Source organism: Pleomorphomonas diazotrophica, from assembly GCF_002844595.1.
Lineage (GTDB): Bacteria > Pseudomonadota > Alphaproteobacteria > Rhizobiales > Pleomorphomonadaceae > Pleomorphomonas > Pleomorphomonas diazotrophica.
In genome coordinates, this window is the sequence record NZ_PJNW01000009.1 from 324,438 (window position 1) to 343,603 (window position 19,166).

At 65.1% G+C, this 19,166-nt stretch carries 17 protein-coding genes, 1 tRNA gene and 1 pseudogene; 12 read left to right on the forward strand and 7 right to left on the reverse strand.

All coding sequences use genetic code 11. From position 1 onward, the window contains the following. The first annotated feature begins 25 nt into the window (after window positions 1-25). A tRNA-Gly gene (locus CXZ10_RS13065) sits at window positions 26-99 on the forward strand. A 402-nt stretch (window positions 100-501) separates the two neighbouring features. On the opposite strand, the gene CXZ10_RS13070 is transcribed toward CXZ10_RS13065, so the two are convergent. Next, on the reverse strand, window positions 502-912 hold the full coding sequence (locus CXZ10_RS13070) for a type II toxin-antitoxin system HicB family antitoxin (protein ID WP_101289771.1): 411 nt from the start codon (window positions 910-912) through the stop codon (window positions 502-504). Window positions 913-923: 11 nt separating this feature from the next. Then, entirely contained in the window at window positions 924-1,106 is a 183-nt protein-coding gene (locus tag CXZ10_RS13075; RefSeq protein ID WP_101289772.1) for a type II toxin-antitoxin system HicA family toxin, read from the reverse strand. 207 nt (window positions 1,107-1,313) lie between these two features. On the opposite strand from CXZ10_RS13075, the gene CXZ10_RS13080 reads away from it, so the two are divergent. Both CXZ10_RS13080 and CXZ10_RS13085 read left to right on the forward strand, forming a co-directional pair. Beyond that, on the forward strand, window positions 1,314-2,126 hold the full coding sequence (locus CXZ10_RS13080; RefSeq protein WP_101289773.1) for a hypothetical protein: 813 nt from the start codon (window positions 1,314-1,316) through the stop codon (window positions 2,124-2,126). A gap of 576 nt (window positions 2,127-2,702) precedes the next feature. Next, complete coding sequence (locus tag CXZ10_RS13085) at window positions 2,703-2,861, forward strand: DUF3563 domain-containing protein (protein WP_101289774.1); 159 nt, start codon at window positions 2,703-2,705, stop codon at window positions 2,859-2,861. A gap of 120 nt (window positions 2,862-2,981) precedes the next feature. Here CXZ10_RS13085 and CXZ10_RS13090 read toward each other — a convergent pair whose 3' ends face one another. After that, the gene (locus CXZ10_RS13090; RefSeq protein WP_180335981.1) at window positions 2,982-3,293 is read right to left on the reverse strand and encodes a VHL beta domain-containing protein; all 312 of its coding nucleotides are present in this window, start codon (window positions 3,291-3,293) and stop codon (window positions 2,982-2,984) included. 402 nt (window positions 3,294-3,695) lie between these two features. On the opposite strand from CXZ10_RS13090, the gene CXZ10_RS13095 reads away from it, so the two are divergent. Then, window positions 3,696-3,848, forward strand: coding sequence for a DUF3563 domain-containing protein (locus CXZ10_RS13095; RefSeq protein WP_101289776.1), 153 nt, complete (start codon window positions 3,696-3,698; stop codon window positions 3,846-3,848). A 307-nt stretch (window positions 3,849-4,155) separates the two neighbouring features. On the opposite strand, the gene CXZ10_RS13100 is transcribed toward CXZ10_RS13095, so the two are convergent. Next, window positions 4,156-4,572, reverse strand: a complete 417-nt coding sequence (locus CXZ10_RS13100) for a hypothetical protein (RefSeq protein ID WP_101289777.1) — start codon at window positions 4,570-4,572, stop codon at window positions 4,156-4,158. A 454-nt stretch (window positions 4,573-5,026) separates the two neighbouring features. On the opposite strand from CXZ10_RS13100, the gene CXZ10_RS13105 reads away from it, so the two are divergent. Both CXZ10_RS13105 and CXZ10_RS13110 read left to right on the forward strand, forming a co-directional pair. Next, on the forward strand, window positions 5,027-6,640 hold the full coding sequence (locus CXZ10_RS13105; RefSeq protein WP_210199918.1) for a sensor domain-containing diguanylate cyclase: 1,614 nt from the start codon (window positions 5,027-5,029) through the stop codon (window positions 6,638-6,640). An 81-nt stretch (window positions 6,641-6,721) separates the two neighbouring features. Continuing rightward, a pseudogene (locus tag CXZ10_RS13110) lies at window positions 6,722-7,393 on the forward strand (TIGR02117 family protein). Between the two features lie 20 nt (window positions 7,394-7,413). Here the strand turns inward: CXZ10_RS13110 and zwf are convergent. Together zwf and gnd are read right to left on the reverse strand one after the other, a co-directional pair. Beyond that, window positions 7,414-8,814, reverse strand: a complete 1,401-nt coding sequence (gene zwf, locus CXZ10_RS13115) for a glucose-6-phosphate dehydrogenase (RefSeq protein WP_101289778.1) — start codon at window positions 8,812-8,814, stop codon at window positions 7,414-7,416. A 1-nt stretch (window position 8,815) separates the two neighbouring features. Next, window positions 8,816-9,817, reverse strand: a complete 1,002-nt coding sequence (gene gnd / locus CXZ10_RS13120; RefSeq protein ID WP_101289779.1) for a phosphogluconate dehydrogenase (NAD(+)-dependent, decarboxylating) — start codon at window positions 9,815-9,817, stop codon at window positions 8,816-8,818. A gap of 679 nt (window positions 9,818-10,496) precedes the next feature. On the opposite strand from gnd, the gene CXZ10_RS13125 reads away from it, so the two are divergent. From CXZ10_RS13125 to CXZ10_RS13145, 5 genes are all read left to right on the forward strand, one after another. Next, window positions 10,497-11,684 carry an ABC transporter ATP-binding protein gene (locus tag CXZ10_RS13125; RefSeq protein WP_101289780.1) on the forward strand — a complete coding sequence of 396 codons (1,188 nt, stop codon included), beginning with the start codon at window positions 10,497-10,499 and terminating at the stop codon, window positions 11,682-11,684. Beyond that, on the forward strand, window positions 11,681-12,613 hold the full coding sequence (locus tag CXZ10_RS13130; protein ID WP_425298968.1) for a carbohydrate ABC transporter permease: 933 nt from the start codon (window positions 11,681-11,683) through the stop codon (window positions 12,611-12,613). Before CXZ10_RS13125 ends, CXZ10_RS13130 begins: the two co-directional genes overlap by 4 nt. 53 nt (window positions 12,614-12,666) lie before the next feature. Next, the gene (locus CXZ10_RS13135) at window positions 12,667-13,497 is read left to right on the forward strand and encodes a carbohydrate ABC transporter permease (RefSeq protein ID WP_101289811.1); all 831 of its coding nucleotides are present in this window, start codon (window positions 12,667-12,669) and stop codon (window positions 13,495-13,497) included. Window positions 13,498-13,592: 95 nt separating this feature from the next. Next, window positions 13,593-14,900, forward strand: coding sequence for an ABC transporter substrate-binding protein (locus CXZ10_RS13140; RefSeq protein WP_244617282.1), 1,308 nt, complete (start codon window positions 13,593-13,595; stop codon window positions 14,898-14,900). Window positions 14,901-14,965: 65 nt separating this feature from the next. Next, entirely contained in the window at window positions 14,966-15,874 is a 909-nt protein-coding gene (locus CXZ10_RS13145; protein WP_101289783.1) for a CehA/McbA family metallohydrolase, read from the forward strand. Window positions 15,875-15,988: 114 nt separating this feature from the next. Here CXZ10_RS13145 and CXZ10_RS13150 read toward each other — a convergent pair whose 3' ends face one another. Next, window positions 15,989-18,187, reverse strand: a complete 2,199-nt coding sequence (locus tag CXZ10_RS13150; RefSeq protein ID WP_101289784.1) for a putative bifunctional diguanylate cyclase/phosphodiesterase — start codon at window positions 18,185-18,187, stop codon at window positions 15,989-15,991. A 673-nt stretch (window positions 18,188-18,860) separates the two neighbouring features. Between CXZ10_RS13150 and CXZ10_RS13155 the strand changes: the two genes are divergently transcribed. Further along, window positions 18,861-19,166: GTP-binding protein (locus CXZ10_RS13155; protein ID WP_180335983.1), on the forward strand; the 306-nt coding region annotated here is incomplete at its 3' end.

The window sequence follows — 19,166 nt, forward strand, 5'->3', positions numbered from 1 at the left end:
CCTCCCTAAACATCCGGTCCTCGAAGCGGGTGTAGCTCAATGGTAGAGCAGCAGCCTTCCAAGCTGAATACGAGGGTTCGATTCCCTTCACCCGCTCCAGATTTTTCTAGGATTTAGCTGGTGCGCCAATAGCTGGACGAGTTCCGGACACGCGGACATGCCTGTCACGCAGCCATCGGCGAGCGCATTGCCCCCAAGGATCGCCATCCTCGTGCAGGCCGCTTGAATTCACACATTAATTCAAGGTGGACCTCAGGACGAGTAGGTGACGATGGTCTGTATCAGGCTCTCTTACCTTGCAGGAGCGCTATATCTACCTTGAGTTTTGTTCTGCCTAAGGTCCTGGCCTGCGCCAGGATGACAGCAGGATAGGACCGGGCGCCAACCTGACCGCTTGGTCCATATCAATCTCCTGTCATCCTGGAGCAGGCCAGGATCTCGGGCAGAATGGAGCAAGCGGCCGATATCGGGCTCTATACAAGGTGGGCGACCATGTCCCCGTCACGCAGCGGAGGCGTGCTTGCCTTCGATTTCCCGACGGGCCAGATCGGCGAGGAAGGCCGAGCGGGTCAGTCCGCGCGACTTGGCGATCTGGTCGATGGCGGCGAGCAGGCCAGCATCCATGGTGATGTTCGCCTTTGTCGTCCGGCCGGTCAGGCTGATCAGCGGAACGGCCAGCAGAAAGGCGCCTGTGGCCAAATCTTTCTTGACCTCTTCGTCCTCGCGGACTGCCTCCAGCGGGCGGGCCTCGGGCAGGGGCTCTCCCTCAAGGTGCAGCGACAACGCTTCGCTGGCATTGCTCAGGAGATCGTCCATCTCGTCGGCAGCCGAGAAGCAGCCGGGAACGTCGGGGAAGTGAATGCCGAAGGCGCTGTCCGTGTCCTTGTGCACGACACCGATGTAGTAGCGCATAGGGGGGCCTCCTACAGCCATCCGGCTTGCTTGTAGATGTTCCGGACCGTGCCGAGGGGCAGATCCTTCTTGGGGTGCGGAACGGTGACGATCTTGTCGCCTTTCCTGAACTTGTGATGGGAGCCAGTGACCTTCACCAGTTCAAAGCCGTCTTTCTCAAGACGTCTGATGATGTCTCTGCTGCTGGTTTCCACCGAAAGCACTCCCGATGCGCATATAAATACGCCCTGCCGTCGCACTTCTCAAGTCGCGGCCTCCGTCCCGTACCCCTCATTCGAGCACGCCAACCGTCTTCCCGTATGAATCGACCACACCGCAAGCGCGCTTAGGCCCTTGCGACGTCGTGCAAATCCATTCGGAACGGGAGGCGGCATGCAGATACGGCCAAGCGAGGGCGATCGATGAGCATCGCCCGCCTCATCGAAGAACTGGTCGCCACCGGCGCCCCGATCGATGCCATCGTCATCGCCGTTCGGGCGGTTGAGGAAGGGCAGGCGGTCGAGGCGGAGCGGCGCGCCAGGGCGACCGAGCGCAAGCGCCAGCAGCGTGAGAGGGAGCGTGACAGGACGCGTGACGGTCACGCGACGGTCGCGGGACAGTCGTCCGACACCCCCCGTCCCCCCTCTTTCCCCCACACCCCCAAACACCCCCCTATATCCCCCCAGACCACACCGGACGAGGCGCATGACGCGGCTTTTGAACCGATGTCGGCCTCGATGCCGACTTCTGGGCCGACTCGTGAGCCGACCTCGGAGCCGGATGGCGCAACGCTGGCTCGGGAGCTCAACGATGCCGGGGGGAGGGCGCTGGCGCAGCCTGCCTCGTCGCCGGGGCTGCTCGTGCTGTCCGAGCCGATCAACTGGCTCCGCAACGGCTGCGACCTCAGGGCCGACATCCTGCCAACCATTCAGGCCCGATGTAGTCGGGCAAAGCCGTCGAGCATCCGGTCCTGGAGCTATTTCACCGAAGCCGTCTACCAGGCCCGCGACAACCGCCTGAAACCTGCACCGGAGCCAAACATTGCCCAATCCGCCCGCGCTTCCCGCAGCACTGGCCGCCCTGCAGCAGCCCGCCCTCACGACGCTCTCCTTGCCGCCTTCGCTCGCCGAGCTGGAGCGCACCTTGCGGCCCGAGGAGGCAGCGAGCCGGAGCCCGACCCTGAGCCGGGCGTTGACCCCGGCCGAACGATCGATCTTGTCGCAACTGGTCGATGATATCGCCCCGCTTGCCGAGGCCAGGCCCGACGCGTTCAGGTCCCTGAAGCAGGTCGCCAAGCTCCTTGCGGTGTTTCCTGCGGGCGACCTCAGCGAAGCGGTTATCGATGCCCGCTCGGAAGCCTACGAGATCGCCCTCGAGGATGTGCCCGCCTGGGCGGTCGAGGCGGCCGCCAAGCGTTGGATCAAGGGCGACGTGTCCGCCCTCATCGACAAGCCGAACCTCTCCTTCCCGCCATCCCCGCCCCAGCTCCGTGCGCTGGCGCTGGACGAGTGGGCAAAAGGCGCGCGCCGCTCTGTGGCGCTATCGGCGGCTGATGGCCGGGAAGGTGGAGCGCGTGGTGGCGCTGGAGGATCGGAGGCCGCTACCGGAGGAGATGTTTCAGTGCCTGAAGAGGATGACCTGATGGCGATCAGTCATCCACTCCTGCTGAAGACCATGATCCAAAGAGAATCTGAAAGCTTCCTTCAGAACTTGCGATTAGGTCGCAGATGGTTCCGCGCTTATATTGAGGGCGTCAAAGAGAGAAGAGAAAGAGGCCGGAAACCTCCGGTCAGGAAAGAAGGAAAACCGAGATGTTCGCCACCCTCAAGCGTACCGCCAAGCTCCTCCGCGTTCCCACCCAGGCTGAGCGCGATCTGGCCTACCTCAACGAAGCCGGCGACCGTTATGACCTGGAAGCCCGCGAGCGGAACCTCAGCCGCCGCAACCGCAACCGGACCCTCGGCCTCTGAGGGGCAGACGGCAGCCAAAAAGCCTGACCACGACGTCGAGCGCTCGATACCTGACCGGTTCGGGCGCTTTGTCGTTCTGCGAAGCTTCATGAACGGACCAGAGACGAAGGAACCGGCCGGTCAGTAATCGCAGTAGCCGCCGTCCATGTCGATCATCCCTCGTTCTCCATCGAACATCAGGCGCATGTCGCAGGTTTCCGTGTCGGGCGCCGAGATCGGGCCGGCGCAGAGGGCCTCGTCCGACATGTAGAGCTCCGCATACCAGCGATGATGCACATAGGTCTTGAAGCCGACGGTTTCTTCCGGCTGGACCAGACCGTAGTCCTTCAGTTGTCCGTCGAAGTCCGACCAATAGATGCGAATGATGGAGTTGGTGTCATTGGTGAAGCGGACGCCGGTTGGAATGTTCGTCTCGAGCGATGGCGGCTTCATGTCCCCGCACCCGCCGGCAGACGCAAGGGATGCCTGAAAGGCAACTATCGAGACAACAACGGCACCAAGCAAATATCGCTTCATGATCGGCCTTCCCCAGGGCTCTTGTCGACACCTCATCATCTGCACAGAAAGCTCAACAATGGCAATGGGTATCTAGGCAGATTTACGCATGTCGCGCTCTCGTTCGGCGGGAGAGCGGCCAGTCGACGATCGCGTCCAGCAGGCGGGAAGGGAGGTCGGCGGTGTTGCCCGATCCGTCGCCGCAGGTCGACAGAGAATCTGAAGACCGCTTTCAGAAGTTGCGATTAGGTCGCAGGGGCATTCGGGCCTATATTGAGGGCGTCAAGAGATGAGAGAAAGAGGCCGGAAACCTCCGGTCAGGAAAGAAGGAAAACCGAAATGTTCGCCACCCTGAAGCGTGCTGCCAAGGCCCTCCGCGTTCCCACCAAGGAAGAGATGGAACTGGCCTACATCTACGAAGCCGGCGACCGTTACGACCTGGAAGCCCGCGAGCGCAACCTCGCCCGTCGTAACCGCAACCTCGGTTTCTGATGGCCCGGCGGCCCTGCCGCCGCCCATGATCGCCACGACGTCGAGCGCTCGATACCTGCCGGTTCGGGCGCTTTGTCGTATCCGGGCCATGGCTTGACGCCGGACGATAGGTCCGCGCCCCCTCAAATGCGAAATCGGCCGCCCTTTGAGGGCAGCCGATTTGCTTGACTCCATGTTTTGTCTCAGGAAGTTCGGGGGATGGCCGGCCGCTGGAGTCGACGGCCGGCCCCTCCCCACCGGGCGATCTCATTATCGCATCGGATGATCCGAAAACCGGATTCCACTTTTCGGTCCGATGCCCGTGAGATCAGCCGCGGATCTTGGCAGCCTCTTCATCGCTGGCGCTGCCGTAGAACACCGGCGCCGGATGGCGGGCGGCGTCGGCCTTGGCGGCGGCGGCGTTGGCCGGGTTCTCGATCACCACCTTCTCGACGAAGACCGACGAGGCATTGTCGGAGCTGGGCGTCACCTCGGTGACGATCCGGGCGCCGGTGTCGCCATGGGTGGAGATCAGGGCGCCAGACGTGTTGGCGTCGACGGCATAGCGGGCGGCGTCGGCCTTGGCGGCGGCGGCATTGGCCGGGTTGGCGTCGGCGGGAACGACGACGAAGTGCGACTGGCCGTTATCCTTGTCGGCCGGGTCATACTGCAGGCTGCCGGCCGAAGCGACGGCGGGGATGGCGAACAGGGCGACGGCAACGGCGGCGGCGAAAGAGGTCTTCATTTTCTAAACTCCAAATCGGTAAGCGGTTGTTTCAGGATTGGCAGCGGGGAGGTTCATCGCTGCCGATGACCGTCATTTAGGTCGCTTCCGATCACGCTCAAACGCGCGCCGGATGACACTTGCAGGCGGCCGATTTGATCGGTGATCGCAAACGCGTGTCAGGAAAGTTGAACGGTTCAACCCTGACGCCGTGCGTGCGGTGGGCGGGAGTTCGGTGCCCTGCGGCACGGAAGCGCGAGCTTGTGCCTGCCCGAAATGATGGGCGAGATGATCTGCAACATATGGAAATTTAACGGATCTTGGCTAAGATGGGTCAGTTGCAAATGACAATCAGCCGCGGCGCGGCTTGCTGACCGGCACTGCGAGGTCTGCATTGGAAGAGCAGTTCACATCACCGGCCGACACAGGAGCCTCGGCCTCTTCCTGCGCCGCGGGGGCCTGCAGCAGTTTGCTGTTGCATTGCCCGACCAAGAACGAAACCCGCTGCGTTCTGTTCGACACGCTGTTCGGCACCAACTCGGCGCCCATTCTGCTGATCGATCCCGAAACCGAGGGATCGGTCGTCGACGCCAACAGGAAGGCCTCGGAGTTCTACGGCTATAGCCGGGAAGAATTCAGAAAGCTCCATGTGTGGGACATCAACACGCTCGGCCGAGCCGTGTTGCCCGTCATGCGTGAGATATCCTCATGGTCCGGCGGCCACTATCCTCAGCGCTTTCGCCACAGGCTGGCCGACGGAACGGTGCGCGACGTGCAGGTTTACGCCGGTCCCATCGACCTCGTCGGGCAGAAGCTGCTGCTGTGCGTCATCCAGGACATCACCCAGGTGATCGAGGCCGAGCAGTTCAACCGCCTTCTCCTTGAAAGCGTCAATGTCGGCGTGTGCGGCATCGACAATACCGGGGCGTTCACGTTCGTGAATCCCGAGGCCGTGAGGGCCTTCGGCTTCCTTCACGAAAGCGAAGTCATCAAGCTCGGCGTTCACCGTTTCCTCGACGGCGCTTTCCAGACGACGGACGGCGTGGTCGATCGCATTCTTCACATGGCCACGGCGGGTGCTTCGGCTGAGGGGCTCGATTGCCTGATGCGCCGGGAGGACGGCACGCCGTTTCCGGTGCGCCTTGTCGCCAGCCCGATACGGGTCGGCGACCGCGTTCAGGGTGCGGTTCTGAGCTTCAACGACCTGACGCGGGAGCGCGAGCGCGAGGACCAGGTCGCCGACCTGATCGACGCCATTCCCGGCGTGGTGTTTCAGGCCGTGATGACCCCGAACGGGCAGTTGAGGGTCACCTACTTCAACGCTGCCGCCAAGGGCTTCCTCGGCATCGCCGACAGCGACGATCCGATGTCCCTCGAGGCACTCTCTCCGTTGCTGACCAGAGCCGATCGGGTGGGCGTGTTGCGCAGCCTCAGGCGATCGGCGTCCGAGCTTCAGTCGTGGGAGCGGGAGTTCCAGATCCGGAGCGGGGACACCGGCAAGTGGCTTCTCGGCCGGGCAAGGACGCGCCGCCAGGCCAACGGCGCTGTCGTGTTCAACGGCGTGCTTCTGGACATCACCGATCGGAAGCTTCTGGAGGCCCGCCTGGAGGATGACGCCCTCACGGACCCTCTGACCGGCCTCAGGAACCGGCGGCATTTCGAGATTGCCCTGAAAGCTTCGGAGAAACTGCAATCCGCCGCTGGCCGGCCCTATTCGCTTCTGGTGATCGACATCGATCACTTCAAGCAGCTCAATGACCGCTATGGCCATGGTGCGGGCGACGACATGTTGCGCCATGTCGCCGACATCCTGCGGCTTCGATCCCGTCAGACCGATTGCCTTGCCCGATGGGGCGGCGAAGAGTTCGCGCTTCTGCTGCCGGGAACGGCGCTGGCTCTGGCCTCGGCTCTCGCGAGCGACATCCGCAGCGCGGTCGCCGAGGCCAGGCTGGTCGCGGATGGGCTCACGGTCAGCATCGGCGTTGGCGAAGTCGCCCACGGCGAAGATGCCGGCGCGCTTTTCAGGCGCGTCGACGCCGCGCTCTATCGCGCCAAGGAGAACGGCCGCAACCGGGTCGAGCTCGCCTGAAGACTTGGCGTCATCCAGCTTTCACGTGCACCCCGCGGCGTGGCAGAGTAGCCCGCCACCAGGAGCCCAAGACGAGACATCATGAGGTCAGCACGTTTTGCCTTGGGCGCCCTGCTGCTGCTTGTGCTGGCGCTGGTCGCCGGGGGCGTCATCCCGCGGCCGTTGCTTGCGCCGGTGGAGGCCTCATCCGGTGCCGCCGACCTCAGGCGCATCCTCGTACTGTCAGGGCCTATTCATACCGACATCGCCATTCCGCTCGACGAGACGACGCGCGCGGCCTTTCCCTTTCTCGACGCGGCGGGCGTTCCCGTCGGCCATCCTGCCGCGCGCTGGCTGATCGTCGGCTAGGGCGGCCGTGCCTTCTATCTGGAAACGCCGACCTGGGCGGACCTGAAGCCGCTGCCGGTGCTGCGCGCCCTGACCGTCGATCGCTCGGTGATGCATGTGGATGTCGCTGGAGAGGCCCTTGCGTCCCAGTCCGGCGTCGCGGCTTTCGACATCGATGAGCGGCGTTTCTCCAAGCTGATCGCCTTCGTGGCCGGCAGTTTCGTCTCGGAGGCCGGCGCGGTGGCGGCGATCCCCGGCGCCGGTTACGGAGCCTATGACCGCTTCTTCGAGGCCAAAGGGTTCTTCAATGCCCTCGTGGGCTGCAACACCTGGACCGCGGCCGCCCTGCGCGAGGCGGGCCTGCGGTCGGGGGCCTGGACCCCCTTGCCGCAGTCCCTGCGTCTGTCACTCAAGCTCTACAACTGACCGAGCCGGAGGCCCGAGTGTCACGTCCGGGGATCGACCCAGCCGCCCACCGGCTCGAAGCCGGCCATGGCCTCCCTGGGGCCCCAGGTCAGCGGCTTGTAGAGGGCGGGCGCGCTGCTCGCCTCCAGCACCGGCTCGACGATCTGCCAGGCGAGCTCGGCCATGTCCTCGCGGGTGAACAGCTGGCGGCGGCCGTTCATGGCATCGCCGATCAGCCGCTCGTAGGGCAGCATGTTGTCGATGCCGTCGCTGACGGCGCTGAGCTCCACCGCCTCGCCGATCATGCCGCCGCCGTTGGCCTTGCGGCGGGCGCCGAGGCCGATCGCCACCTCCGGGCCGAGGCGGAAGCGCATGTAGTTGGCCTCGCCCGGCCGGATCGGGTCGAACACTTCGAGCGGCGGCTGCTTGAAGCGGACCACCACCTCGGTGGCGCGCACCGGCAGGTTCTTGCCGGCCCTGATGTAGAAGGGCACGCCCTGCCAGCGCCAGGTGTCGACGAAGAGGCGCACCGCCACGAAGGTCTCGACGCGCGAGTTGGGGGCGACGCCCGGCTCGTTGCGATAGCCCTCGAACTGGCCCCGGACCACGTCGCGCTCCTCGAGCGGCCGGATGGCTTTCAGCACCTGCACCTTCTCGTCGATCAGGTCGTCGGAGAGGGCGTTGACCGGCGGCTCGGTGGCCAGCAGCAGCAGCACGTTGACGAGGTGGTTCTGCACCACGTCACGCAGCGCGCCCACCTCCTCATAGAAGCGGCCGCGCCCCTCGACGCCGAAATTCTCGGCCATGGTGATCTGGACGCTGTCGATGTAGTTGCGGTTCCAGAGCGGCTCGAGGAAGGAGTTGGCAAAGCGGAAATAGAGGAGGTTCTGGATCGCTTCCTTGCCGAGATAGTGGTCGATGCGGAAGATCTCGTCTTCCCTGAACACGGTGTGCAGGACGCGGTTGAGTTCCTGCGCCGACTTGAGGTCACGGCCGAAGGGCTTCTCCACCATCAGCCGGGCGCCGGCGGAGAGGTTGGCCTGCTTGAGGCCGGCCGTCACCGAGGTGAACATCGATGGGGGTATGGCGAGGTAGTAGAGCACGCGCTTCCGGTCCGACAGCGCCTCTCCGAGGCGGGCGAAGGTGGCCGGGTCCTGATAGTCGCCGGAGACCAGCCGCATCAGGCCGGCAAAGCGTGTGAACACCGCTTCGTCGATGGTGCCGCAACTGGCGGCAATGCTGTCGCGGGCCCGCTCCAGGAGCTTCTCCACCGTCCAGCCGTCGCGGGCGACGCCGACGATCGGTTCGCTGAGGTTGCCGCGCCGCACCATCTCGTAGAGCGAGGGGTAGATCATCTTGCGAGCGAGGTCGCCGGTGGCCCCGAAGATCACGAGGGCGTCCGAACGGCCGTTGCGGCCGCCTTCCTTGATGGTCTTGGGCATGTCAGTGGCTTTCTTCCTGAGGCTTGCGTTCGATGTGGCCGCCAAAGGCTTGGCGCATGGCCGAGAGCACCTTGTTGGCGAACTCGTCGTTGCCGCGCGAGGTGAAGCGGCCGAACAGGGCCGACGAGAGAACCGGCACCGGCACGCTGGTGTCGATGGCGGCCTTCAGCGTCCAGCGTCCCTCGCCGGAATCGGAGACATGGCCCTGGTAGTTGGCAAGGTTGGGATCGGCGGCCAGCGCCGCGGCCGTCAGATCGAGCAACCACGAACTGATGACGCTGGCATGTCGCCACACCTCGGTGATGCCGGCCACGTCGAAGTCGTAGCGGTAATACTGCGGCTCATCGAGCGGGCTGGTCTCGGCGTCGGCCTTGCGGGCCACCGAGCCGGCGTTCGCCGATTTCAGGACGTTCAACCCTTCGGCAAAGGCGGCCATCATGCCGTATTCGATGCCGTTGTGGATCATCTTGACGAAATGGCCGGCGCCGGGCGGGCCGCAGTGGAAATAGCCGCGCTCGGCCGTGCTGAGCGCGGGATCGCCGCCGGGGGAGAGCGTCGCGAAGATCGGGTCGAGCCGGGCCACGGCCGCCTCGTCGCCGCCGATCATCAGGCAATAGCCGCGCTCCTTGCCCCAGACGCCGCCGGATGTGCCGACGTCGACGAAATGGATACTCGCCGTGGACAGTTCGCCGGCGAGATCGACCGCCTTGCGGTAGTTGGAGTTGCCGCCGTCGATGATGATGTCGTCGGGCGAAAGGCGGGTCGAGAGGTCGCGCACGGCGCCTTCGGTCACGGCGGCCGGCAGCATCAGCCAGATGGCGCGCGGCGGCTTCAGCTTCGCTACCAGATCGTCGACCGAGGACGCCGGCACGGCGCCCTGGGCTTCGAGCGCGGCGACACTGTCGCGGTTGACGTCATAGGCCACCACCTCATGGCCGCCGGCCATCAGCCGGAGCGCCATGTTGTAGCCCATCCGGCCCAGTCCCATCATTCCGATCTGCATGGTCAATCTCCGGCAAGCCTTCACGCACTTCGGTGGTCCGAGACGTGGGTCCAAAGGGCAGGGTGCCGCCCGGCACCCGCCCGAACTATCAGTCCAGGAGCCTTCGCCGACCAAATTGAAGCATTTGGTCGTCCAGAGAAGGCTCCAGGTCACTTGCTGGAGCAGCCGCTTTTCGATCAGGTTGAGAAACCTGACCGGCGGATGCTCTCGCATTCACCTAGGTATATTACCTAGGCCCCGAGTAAAGGCCACTGCGATCACGTTCGGAGGAGCACCCAGTGAAAGGGCGTCTCGGCGCGCTCGGGGATGGTGCTCCGAAAGGGAGGAGCGATCCTCGCCGGTCCGCCGGCAGCGGCGGGTCGCGAAACCAACCCGGCTGAGGCGCCGCCGGCTAGGGCCCGACGGTCTCGCGAGCTGATTGTTGATCACGTCGGGCTCATCACGTTGCGGGCGTTCTTTGCGGTCTAATTTAAGCGGCTATTCGGATAATCTATGCGATAGAAGTAAATACGCGGCGAAACTGGCAATATGCGGCGTAGTAATTTCATGTGTTGTTTGCATATGCAGTGATTGTTAGCCAAATATACTTAATTCTGTCATCGGCGTGCCTTCACGATGTCATGCGAGGCCATCTAGATGCCGGTATCTCGACGGTCTTGACGACATCCGGGAGGGACAGATGGCCTCACTCAGCATCGACAGGGTCACCAAGACCTTCGGCCATCAGGCCGTTCTGAAGGACGTGTCGCTCGACGTGCGCGACGGCGAGTTCCTGACGCTGGTCGGCGCCTCCGGGTGCGGCAAGTCGACGGTGCTGCGCGTCATCGCCGGCCTCGAACCGCAGGACTCCGGCTCGATCCTGATTGGCGGCGGCAGCGTCGATCACCTCCGGCCCAAGCAGCGCAACGTGGCGATGGTGTTCCAATCCTACGCGCTCTACCCGCACATGACCGTCGCCGACAACATCGCCATGCCCCTGGTCATGCAGCGCCTTCGCCTTGCAGAACGCCTGCCGCTCTTGGGCCGCCTGTCGCCGCGGCGCGGCCGGGTGATGGCCGGCGTGAGGGGCGAGGTGGAGGCGGTGGCGCGCCAGCTGCAGATCGACCAGTTGCTCGCCCGCAAGCCGGCGCAGCTCTCCGGCGGCCAGCGCCAGCGCGTCGCGCTCGGTCGGGCGATGGTGCGCCATCCCCAGATGTTCCTGATGGACGAGCCGCTCAGCAACCTCGACGCCAAGCTCAGGGTGCACATGCGCGCCGAGCTGACCGAGCTGCACCGGCGTCTCGGCAGCACCTTCATCTATGTCACCCACGATCAGGTCGAGGCGATGACCATGTCCGATCGGGTGGCGCTGATGGACGAGGGGCGCATCGTCCAGCTCGGAACGCCGAACGACCTCTATCACGATCCGCTCGACCTGCGCGTCGCCCGCTTCATCGGCTCGCCCGGCGTCAACGTGCTGCCCGGCCGGGTGTCGGCATCCGGCGCCGTCGAGGTCTCGGGCGTGACGCTGCCGGTCGAGATCGAGGCGGAGGAAGGCACGTCGGTTGCCGTCGGCCTGCGCCCGGAGACGCTGTCGCTCGACGCCCACGCCGGCCATCCGCGCCTTGCCGCCCGGCTTCACAGCGTCGAGAACCTGGGCGCCGAGGTGTTCCTGCGCCTCATCCTCGAAGCGGGTCCCTCCGAACCGGTGATCCTGCGCACCGCGCTCGAAAGCTACGAGCGCAGCCGGCACCACGGCTCGCTCGACGGCGTGATCCAGGTGTCGCTCGACGCGCGGCGCGCCACCATCTTCGATGCCGAGGGGCGCCGCATCGCCCGCCGGCCGGTCGAGGCGGCGGTGGTTCGCCTCTCCGTTTCGGCGGAGTGATCGCCATGGCCGTCCTTGCCGCGCCGGGCGCCGTGCCCATCCGCCGCCTCTCCAGCCAGTCGCGCGTCGAAGCCTTCACCGGCCAGATGTTCGCCCTGCCGGCCTTGCTGCTGATCGTCGGGCTGCTGCTGGTGCCGATCCTCGTCGTCGCCGTGCTCGGCTTCTCCGACTACCAGCTCGGCGCCATCGAGTGGTCATGGATCGGCCTCGGCAATTACGAGCGGATGCTCGACGATCCGGTATTCTGGCGCTCGATCGGCAACACCTTCCTCTATGTCGCGGTGGTGGTGCCCGGCTCGGTGCTGTCGGCGCTGGTGGTGGCGATCCTCGTCAACGACCGCAAGCACTTCAAGAGCGTCTACCAGATCATCTATTTCCTGCCGGTGACGACGACGCTGATCGCCATGTCGGTGGTCTGGCACTTCGTGCTCAACCCGCAGCTCGGGCCGATCGCCGGCCTGCTGCGGGCGCTCGGCCTGCCGCCGGTCGACCTGTTCGGCGACCTGGACCTCGTGCTGATCGCGCTGTCGCTGATCGGCATCTGGCAGCTGGTCGGCTTCAACATGGTGCTGTTTCTCGCCGGCCTCACCGCCATCCCGCGCGACCTCTACGACGCGGCGGCCATCGACGGCGCCGACCACCCCTGGGACCGCTTCGCCCGCGTCACCTGGCCGATGCTCGGGCCGACGACGGTCTTCGTGGTGGTGACGACGACCATCACAGCCTTCCGCGTCTTCGACACGGTGGCCGTCATCACCCGCGGCGGCCCCATCGGTCGCTCGGAGGTGATGCTCTACGCCATCTATCTCGAAGGGTTCCAGTATTTCGAGATCGGCTACGCCTCGGCGCTCACCATCGTCTTCCTCGTCGTGGTGGTGGCGCTTGCCGTGCTGCAGGCCTTCTTCCTCGATCGCAAGGTGCACTATTGATGAGCGCGCTCGCCACCCGCCCGTCGCCGGGTCTCTTCGCCCGCCTCGGCCTGATGCGTCCGGATCTGGCGATCCGCGCCGCCCTTGCCCATCTGGTGCTGATCGTCGGCGCGCTGTTCGTGCTGCTGCCCTTCGTCTGGATGCTGCTCACCTCGATCCGCAAGCCGGAAGCGGTGTTCACCGCCGGCTTCAATCCCATCCCGGACGAGTTCCACGGCGTCGAGAACTACTCGCACGCGCTGTCGCAGTCGCCGCTCCTGCAGTTCATGGGCAACGGCGTCATCGTCTGCGCGGCGATCCTGGCGCTGCAACTGATCTTCGCCCTGCCGGCCGCCTATGCCCTCGCCAAGCTCAACTTCCGGGCTCGGCCGCTCGTCTTCGCGCTGGTGCTCTTGGGCCTCACCGTGCCGCAGCAGGTGACGGCGCTGCCGATCTACATGGGGCTCGCCGGCATCGGCATGCTCGACACCTATTTCGCGCTGATGCTGCCCTTCTCGCTGTCGGTGTTCGCCATCTTCCTGTTCCGGCAGTTCTTCAAGAGCTTTCCCGACGAGATCATCCAGGCGGCCCGGCTCGACGGCTTCACCGAGTTCGAGATCCTGATCCGCATCATGGTGCCGAGCGCCCGGCCGGCGATCGCCGCCTTCGCGGTGTTCTCGATCACCTCGCACTGGAACGATCTCTACTGGCCGCTGGTGGTGACGACCTCGCCGGAACACGCGACGCCGCCGCTCGGCATGATGATCTTCCGCGACCAGGAGACCGGCTCCAACTACGGCGCGCTGATGGCCGGCGCCACCATCATCACCGCGCCCCTGGTGATCGCCTTCCTCATCGCCCAGCGCCAGTTCGTGCGCGGCATCACCATGACCGGCGTCAAATGAACGCCGCGACGGCGTCAGGTGACGCCGTGTTCCTGCGGCCGGGGGCAGGGGACCTCCGGCATCCAAACCCGCACCCATCCGACAGGGAGACCACCATGCTTCGCAGAACCGTGCTCAAGGGCATCGCCGCCGCCACCGCCTCGGCCGTCGCCATGCCCGCCGTCCTCACCCGCGCCCTGGCCGCCGACGCCATCGAGCTCGACGTCGTCCATTGCTGGCCCGGCCACGACAAGTTCCACGCCGAGATCGCCAATGCCTTCATGGCGGCGCATCCGGACATCCGGATCAAGTACGGCACCTCGCCCGCGAGCTATGAGGACGGCCACCAGCAGATCCTGCGCCAGGCGATGACCAACCAGTTGCCGGACATCTACTTCTCCGGCTTCCACCTGCTGCCGCCGCTGATGCGGACGCTGAAGTCGCGCGGCCAGTTCGTGGCGCTCGACGGACTGATCGCCGGCGAGGGCGCCGAGTGGAAGGCGACCAACTATGCCGACCGCATCCTGGCGCTGGGCAACGTGGACGGCGAGCAGGCCGGCATGGCCTTCAACACCTCGACGCCCATCGTCTATTTCAACGCCGATCTCGTGAAGAAGGCCGGCGGCAATCCCGACGCCTTCCCCACCGATTGGGACGGCCTGCTCAAGCTCTCCGCCGCGATCGCCGGCACCGGAGACGACGTCGACGGCATGTTCATGTCGCTGCACACCGGCACCGACGACTGGCTGTTCCAGGCGATGATCTTCCAGTATGGCGGCAACCTGATGGACGACGCCGACCGCACGGTTGCCTTCGGCGACAGGAGCGGCGAGGAGGCGGTGAAGCTGATGCGGCGCTTCGTCACCGAGGGCAAGATGAAGCTCGGCGAGGAGCAGGCGGCGCGCCAGCAGTTCTTTGCCGGCAAGCTCGGCATCATCTTCCAGTCGACCGCCTCGCTGAAGTCAACCACCGACAGCGTCGGCTCCAACTTCGAGCTGCGCACCACGCGCTATCCCATGGCCGACAAGGCCAACGGCGGCCTGCCCACCGGCGGCAACGCGGCGATGATCCTCACCAAGGACGAGGCGCGCCAGAAGGCGGCCTGGGACTATCTGAAGTGGGTGACGGGCCCCGAGGGCCAGAAGGTGGCGGTGCTGGCCTCCGGCTACATGCCCGCCAACCAGCGCGTCATGGAGAAGGCGTACCTCGGCGATTTCTACGCCGCCAACCCCAACTGGCGTACCAGCCTCGATCAGATCCCGGTGGCGCGCAAATGGTACGGCTACCCCGGCACCAACTCGGTGAAGATCGGCCGCGTGCAGAAGGAAGTGCTGGCGCTGATCCTGCGCGGTGACCTCGGGCCGGAAGCCGGCCTTGCCGAGCTGGTCAAGGTCACCTCCGACCTGCTGCCCAGGCAGTCCTGACCTCTGGACCGACGACAGCCGCCGGGGATCTCCCGGCGGTTCCCGACCTTCCGAAGGAACCCTCCATGCCCTTTCCCCTGTTCGACAAGCCCGGCCGCTTCCTGCGCGGCAACCTGCACACCCATTCCACCCGTTCCGACGGCGCGCTGGCGCCCGAGGAGGTGTCGCGCCGCTACCGGGCGATGGGCTATGACTTCTATGCCCTCACCGACCATTTCATGGCCAAATACGGCTTCCCGATCACCGACACGCGCGGCCACCGCGGCGAAGGCTTCACCACGCTGATCGGCGCCGAGCTGCACGCCGGCCGCATGTCGCGCGGCGAGATCTGGCATATCCTCGCCGTCGGCCTGCCGTCCGACTTCGCTCCGACCGGCCCTGAGGAGAGCGGCCCCGACCTCGCCCGCCGGGCGGCGGCGGCCGGTGCCTTCGTCGCCATCGCCCATCCCGAATGGTACGGCCTGACGCTCGACGACGCCGAGACGCTCGACGCCGCCCACGCCATCGAGATCTACAATCACACCTGCCACGTTCACAACGCGCGCGGCAGCGGCGCGTCGCTGCTCGACGCCCTGCTCAGCAACGACCGCCGCATCCTCGCCATCGCCACCGATGACGCGCATTTCAGCGACGCGGTCTACGACAACACCGACGCCTTCGGTGCCTGGGTGATGGTCAAGGCTGAGGAGAACGAGCCTGAGGCGATCCTCGCCGCGCTGAAGGCCGGCGACTTCTACGCGAGCGAAGGCCCCGACTTCCACGCCATCCGCCGTGATGGCGACGCCCTCGTGGTGCGCACGTCCGCTGTCGACCGGGTGATCCTGCTCGGCCCCAGCGCGCGTGCCGTCCACGTCTCGGGCCGGGCGATGACGGAAGCACGCCTTCCGCTCGCCGGGTTCGAGGGCGGCTGGCTGCGTCTCGTCGCCATCGACGCCGCGGGCCGTCGCGCCTGGTCGAACGCTGCTTGGCTCTAGGAGCAATCCCAGCAAAAGTCGGAACCGGTTTTGCGTCCGGGATTGCGTGAAACAGACGAGCAATCCCGGCTGAAGTGGAAGCACATCCGACGCCCCATGGGTGCCGGATGTCAGCTACATGGCAGCTGTGGCGGCCAGACCTGCGCCGAACACCTGGATCAGTTGCGTCGGCGGCATGGGCTTGCCGAGGAGATATCCCTGCAGCTCGTCGCAGCCGAAGCTCCTCAGGATATCCCGCTGCTCGGCGGTCTCGACGCCCTCGGCCGTCGTCTTGAGTCCCTTGGCGTGGGCCATGGAGATCATCGCCCGCACGAGTTCCGCGTCGCCCTCGGACTCGGTGATGTTCTTCACGAAGCTGCGGTCGATCTTGATGCGGTCGAAGCTGATCTCCCTCAGCCGCTCGAAGGTCGAGGACCCGGTTCCGAAATCGTCGATGGCGATGGCGATGCCGGCCGCCGTCAGCGTCTTGATGTTCTCCACGCCGATTTCCTCGGCGTCGGCGAAATCCGTCTCGGTCACCTCGAGTTCGAGGCGGGACGCCGGGAACCCGACCTTCGCCAACGCGGCGAACACCGTCTCGGCAAAGCCGGCGGAGCGCAGTTGCACCGGGGACACGTTGACCGCCAGATGCTCGACCGGCCAGTCCATGGCATCCCGGCAGGCGGTTTCCAGGACCCATAGCCCGAGATCGGCGATGAGATTTGCCTCCTCGGCGACCGGAATGAACACGGCCGGCGAAATCGGTCCGCGTTCGGGGTGCTGCCAGCGCACCAGCGCTTCGGCTCCCAGCATCCGGACGCCGTCGATGGCGTATTTCGGCTGGTAGACGACGGAGAGGCCGGTCTTGGTCCTGAGGGCCTCCCGAAGCTCGGCCTCGATGGCCGCCCGGTTCTGGATGGCATCGTCCATCTGGGCGCCGAAGATCGAGACGCGCCGGCGTCCGGCCATTTTGGCGTGATAGAGGGCGACATCGGCCTTGCGCGTCAACTCCCGCCGATCGTTGCCGTCATGCGGCGCCATCGACACGCCGATGGACACGCCGACGAAGGCGCGACGGCCGTCGATCTCCATCGGTTCGGCCAGGCTCTCGACGATCCGGCTGCACAGGCTTTCGACCTCGCGCCGGTTCCGGTTGGGGATCAGGGCGGCGAACTCGTCGCCGCCGACGCGATAGACATGGGCGTTGCTCGGCAGGATTTCGGCCGCCCGCCGGGCGAACTCGACCAGCACGGCATCGCCGATCTGATGGCCCAGGATGTCGTTGACCTGTTTGAAGCGGTCGAGATCCATGAACAGGAAGGCGAGGGAGGAGGGCTGCTGGCTGAGCGATAGCTGGTCGACCAGCTCATCCGCCGACTTTTCGTAAGCCGAACGGTTGGCGAGCCCGGTCAAGGGGTCATGGGATGCCAGATATCGGATCTGCTCGTCGTTCTGGAGCCGGTCGAGCTTGCGTCGATAGGAAGCCGAGGAGATCAAGAGGGTGCCGACCAGCAGCGCCGAACCCACCAGCGCCAGAATGGGCGAAAGGGAGGTCACAAGGCGCTGGCCGGGCTTGAAGGGGATCCACTGGAACGTGATGATCGCGTCCCCGGCATCGCTGGTAAGCGATATGGAGGCCGCCCTTGGATCGAGCTCGCCGCTGGGAACGAACGTCAACCCTTCCAGAATGTGGGCGTGGCCGCCCTCGCTGATGATGCCGTCGTCAAGATACTGGACGACGGCGTGAAGGTGGATTGTCGGAAGCGGCTGATCCAGTCTCCCCGAGTCCGAAACGATCGGCTTGATGCTCAGCACCGCCGGCCGTTTGCCGATATAGGCGTAATCGGTGACGCCGACGGATTGCTCCTGGCTTCCTTCGGGGGGCGTTTCGCCGGCCGCGAGCTTGGACCGCAGCTTGTCGAGATAGGGCTGCAGCAGGTCGCGGCGTGCCTCGAAGAAGGCGGCGGGCTGCACCTCTTCCTCGGCGAAGGAGTAGATCGGCCGGTCCTGGGCGTCCAGGACATAGGCCTCGTCGATGCCGAAGAAGGTGTGCATCCAGCTGCCGAGATTGCCGTCGATCCAGTCCTCGTTGCCGCTCGCGGCGGTCCTGAGAACGGCCTCGTCCCAGAAGGTGGAGCTTTCCTGATTGTGGGCGAGGTTGCCGCGTATCTCCCTGAGCGCGTGGTTGGCGATCTCGCTCTGCCGGCGAACGTCCTCGCTGTCGATCGACCGGGTCACCCAGACGAGAACCATGCCGATCGCCGACAATGCCAGTGTCATGGCCAGAAGCGAGGCGACCACACGAGACATGAAGAGAGAGAACGGTTGATTCATCGGGGCTTCCGAGGTCCCAGTTGGCACGCGGGCATCAAGCAACTGACGCTCTCTTTCCGATCCCACCTAAGCGCCAGCTCCCTTAACAACCGATTATTTTCTTTGCGAACTATGAATGTGTTTGACGTCTCGGACGGTCGGATAGCCAAGCTATCGCAGCAAAAGAATTGCCTTTGAAATAGTAACATTGATCCTGCGATAAACATTTGGTCATTGGTATATCTACTTCCCCGACCATGCGCAAAGGTGTCATTTTTCTTTACCGTATATTTGCCAAACTGCCCGTCACGACCTCGCCGCCCCATGGCATCGCCACGAGCGCGGCCGCCGCGATCCCTCCAGTGGAGCGAATCCTCCGCTCTTTTCGGCCCCGCCGGCTCGGGTCCTTCGGCTTTTTCCTTCCCCAAACAGGAAAGCCTTCCGGCTTCCATCCGCAATCGATGACGGGGCGGCGCGGAAGCCGCCTGCGTTAGCCCTGTGGCGGCCTTGAAATTTCAGGGAAAGCGGTCCATATGGCTCAGCCTTGGCGCTGATCGCTCTTTGCGGGGAGAGTGGCGCCATTCAGGGCTTGAACCTTGCGTTAAAAGGCACTATTCGAGCCGCCGACCGGCCGCCCCGGTTCGGGGGCAGCGCACGAAAAGGCCCCATCAAACCTTTCGAGAGAGACGAAGCGATGGCCAAGGAAAAGTTTTCGCGGACGAAGCCGCACTGCAACATCGGCACGATCGGTCACGTTGACCATGGCAAGACGTCGCTGACTGCGGCGATCACCAAGGTGCTTGCCGAGACGGGCGGCGCGACGTTCAAGGCCTATGACCAGATCGATGCGGCTCCGGAAGAGAAGGCGCGCGGCATCACGATCAACACGGCGCACGTCGAGTACGAGACGCAGAACCGTCACTATGCGCACGTCGACTGCCCAGGCCACGCCGACTATGTGAAGAACATGATCACCGGTGCGGCGCAGATGGACGGCGCG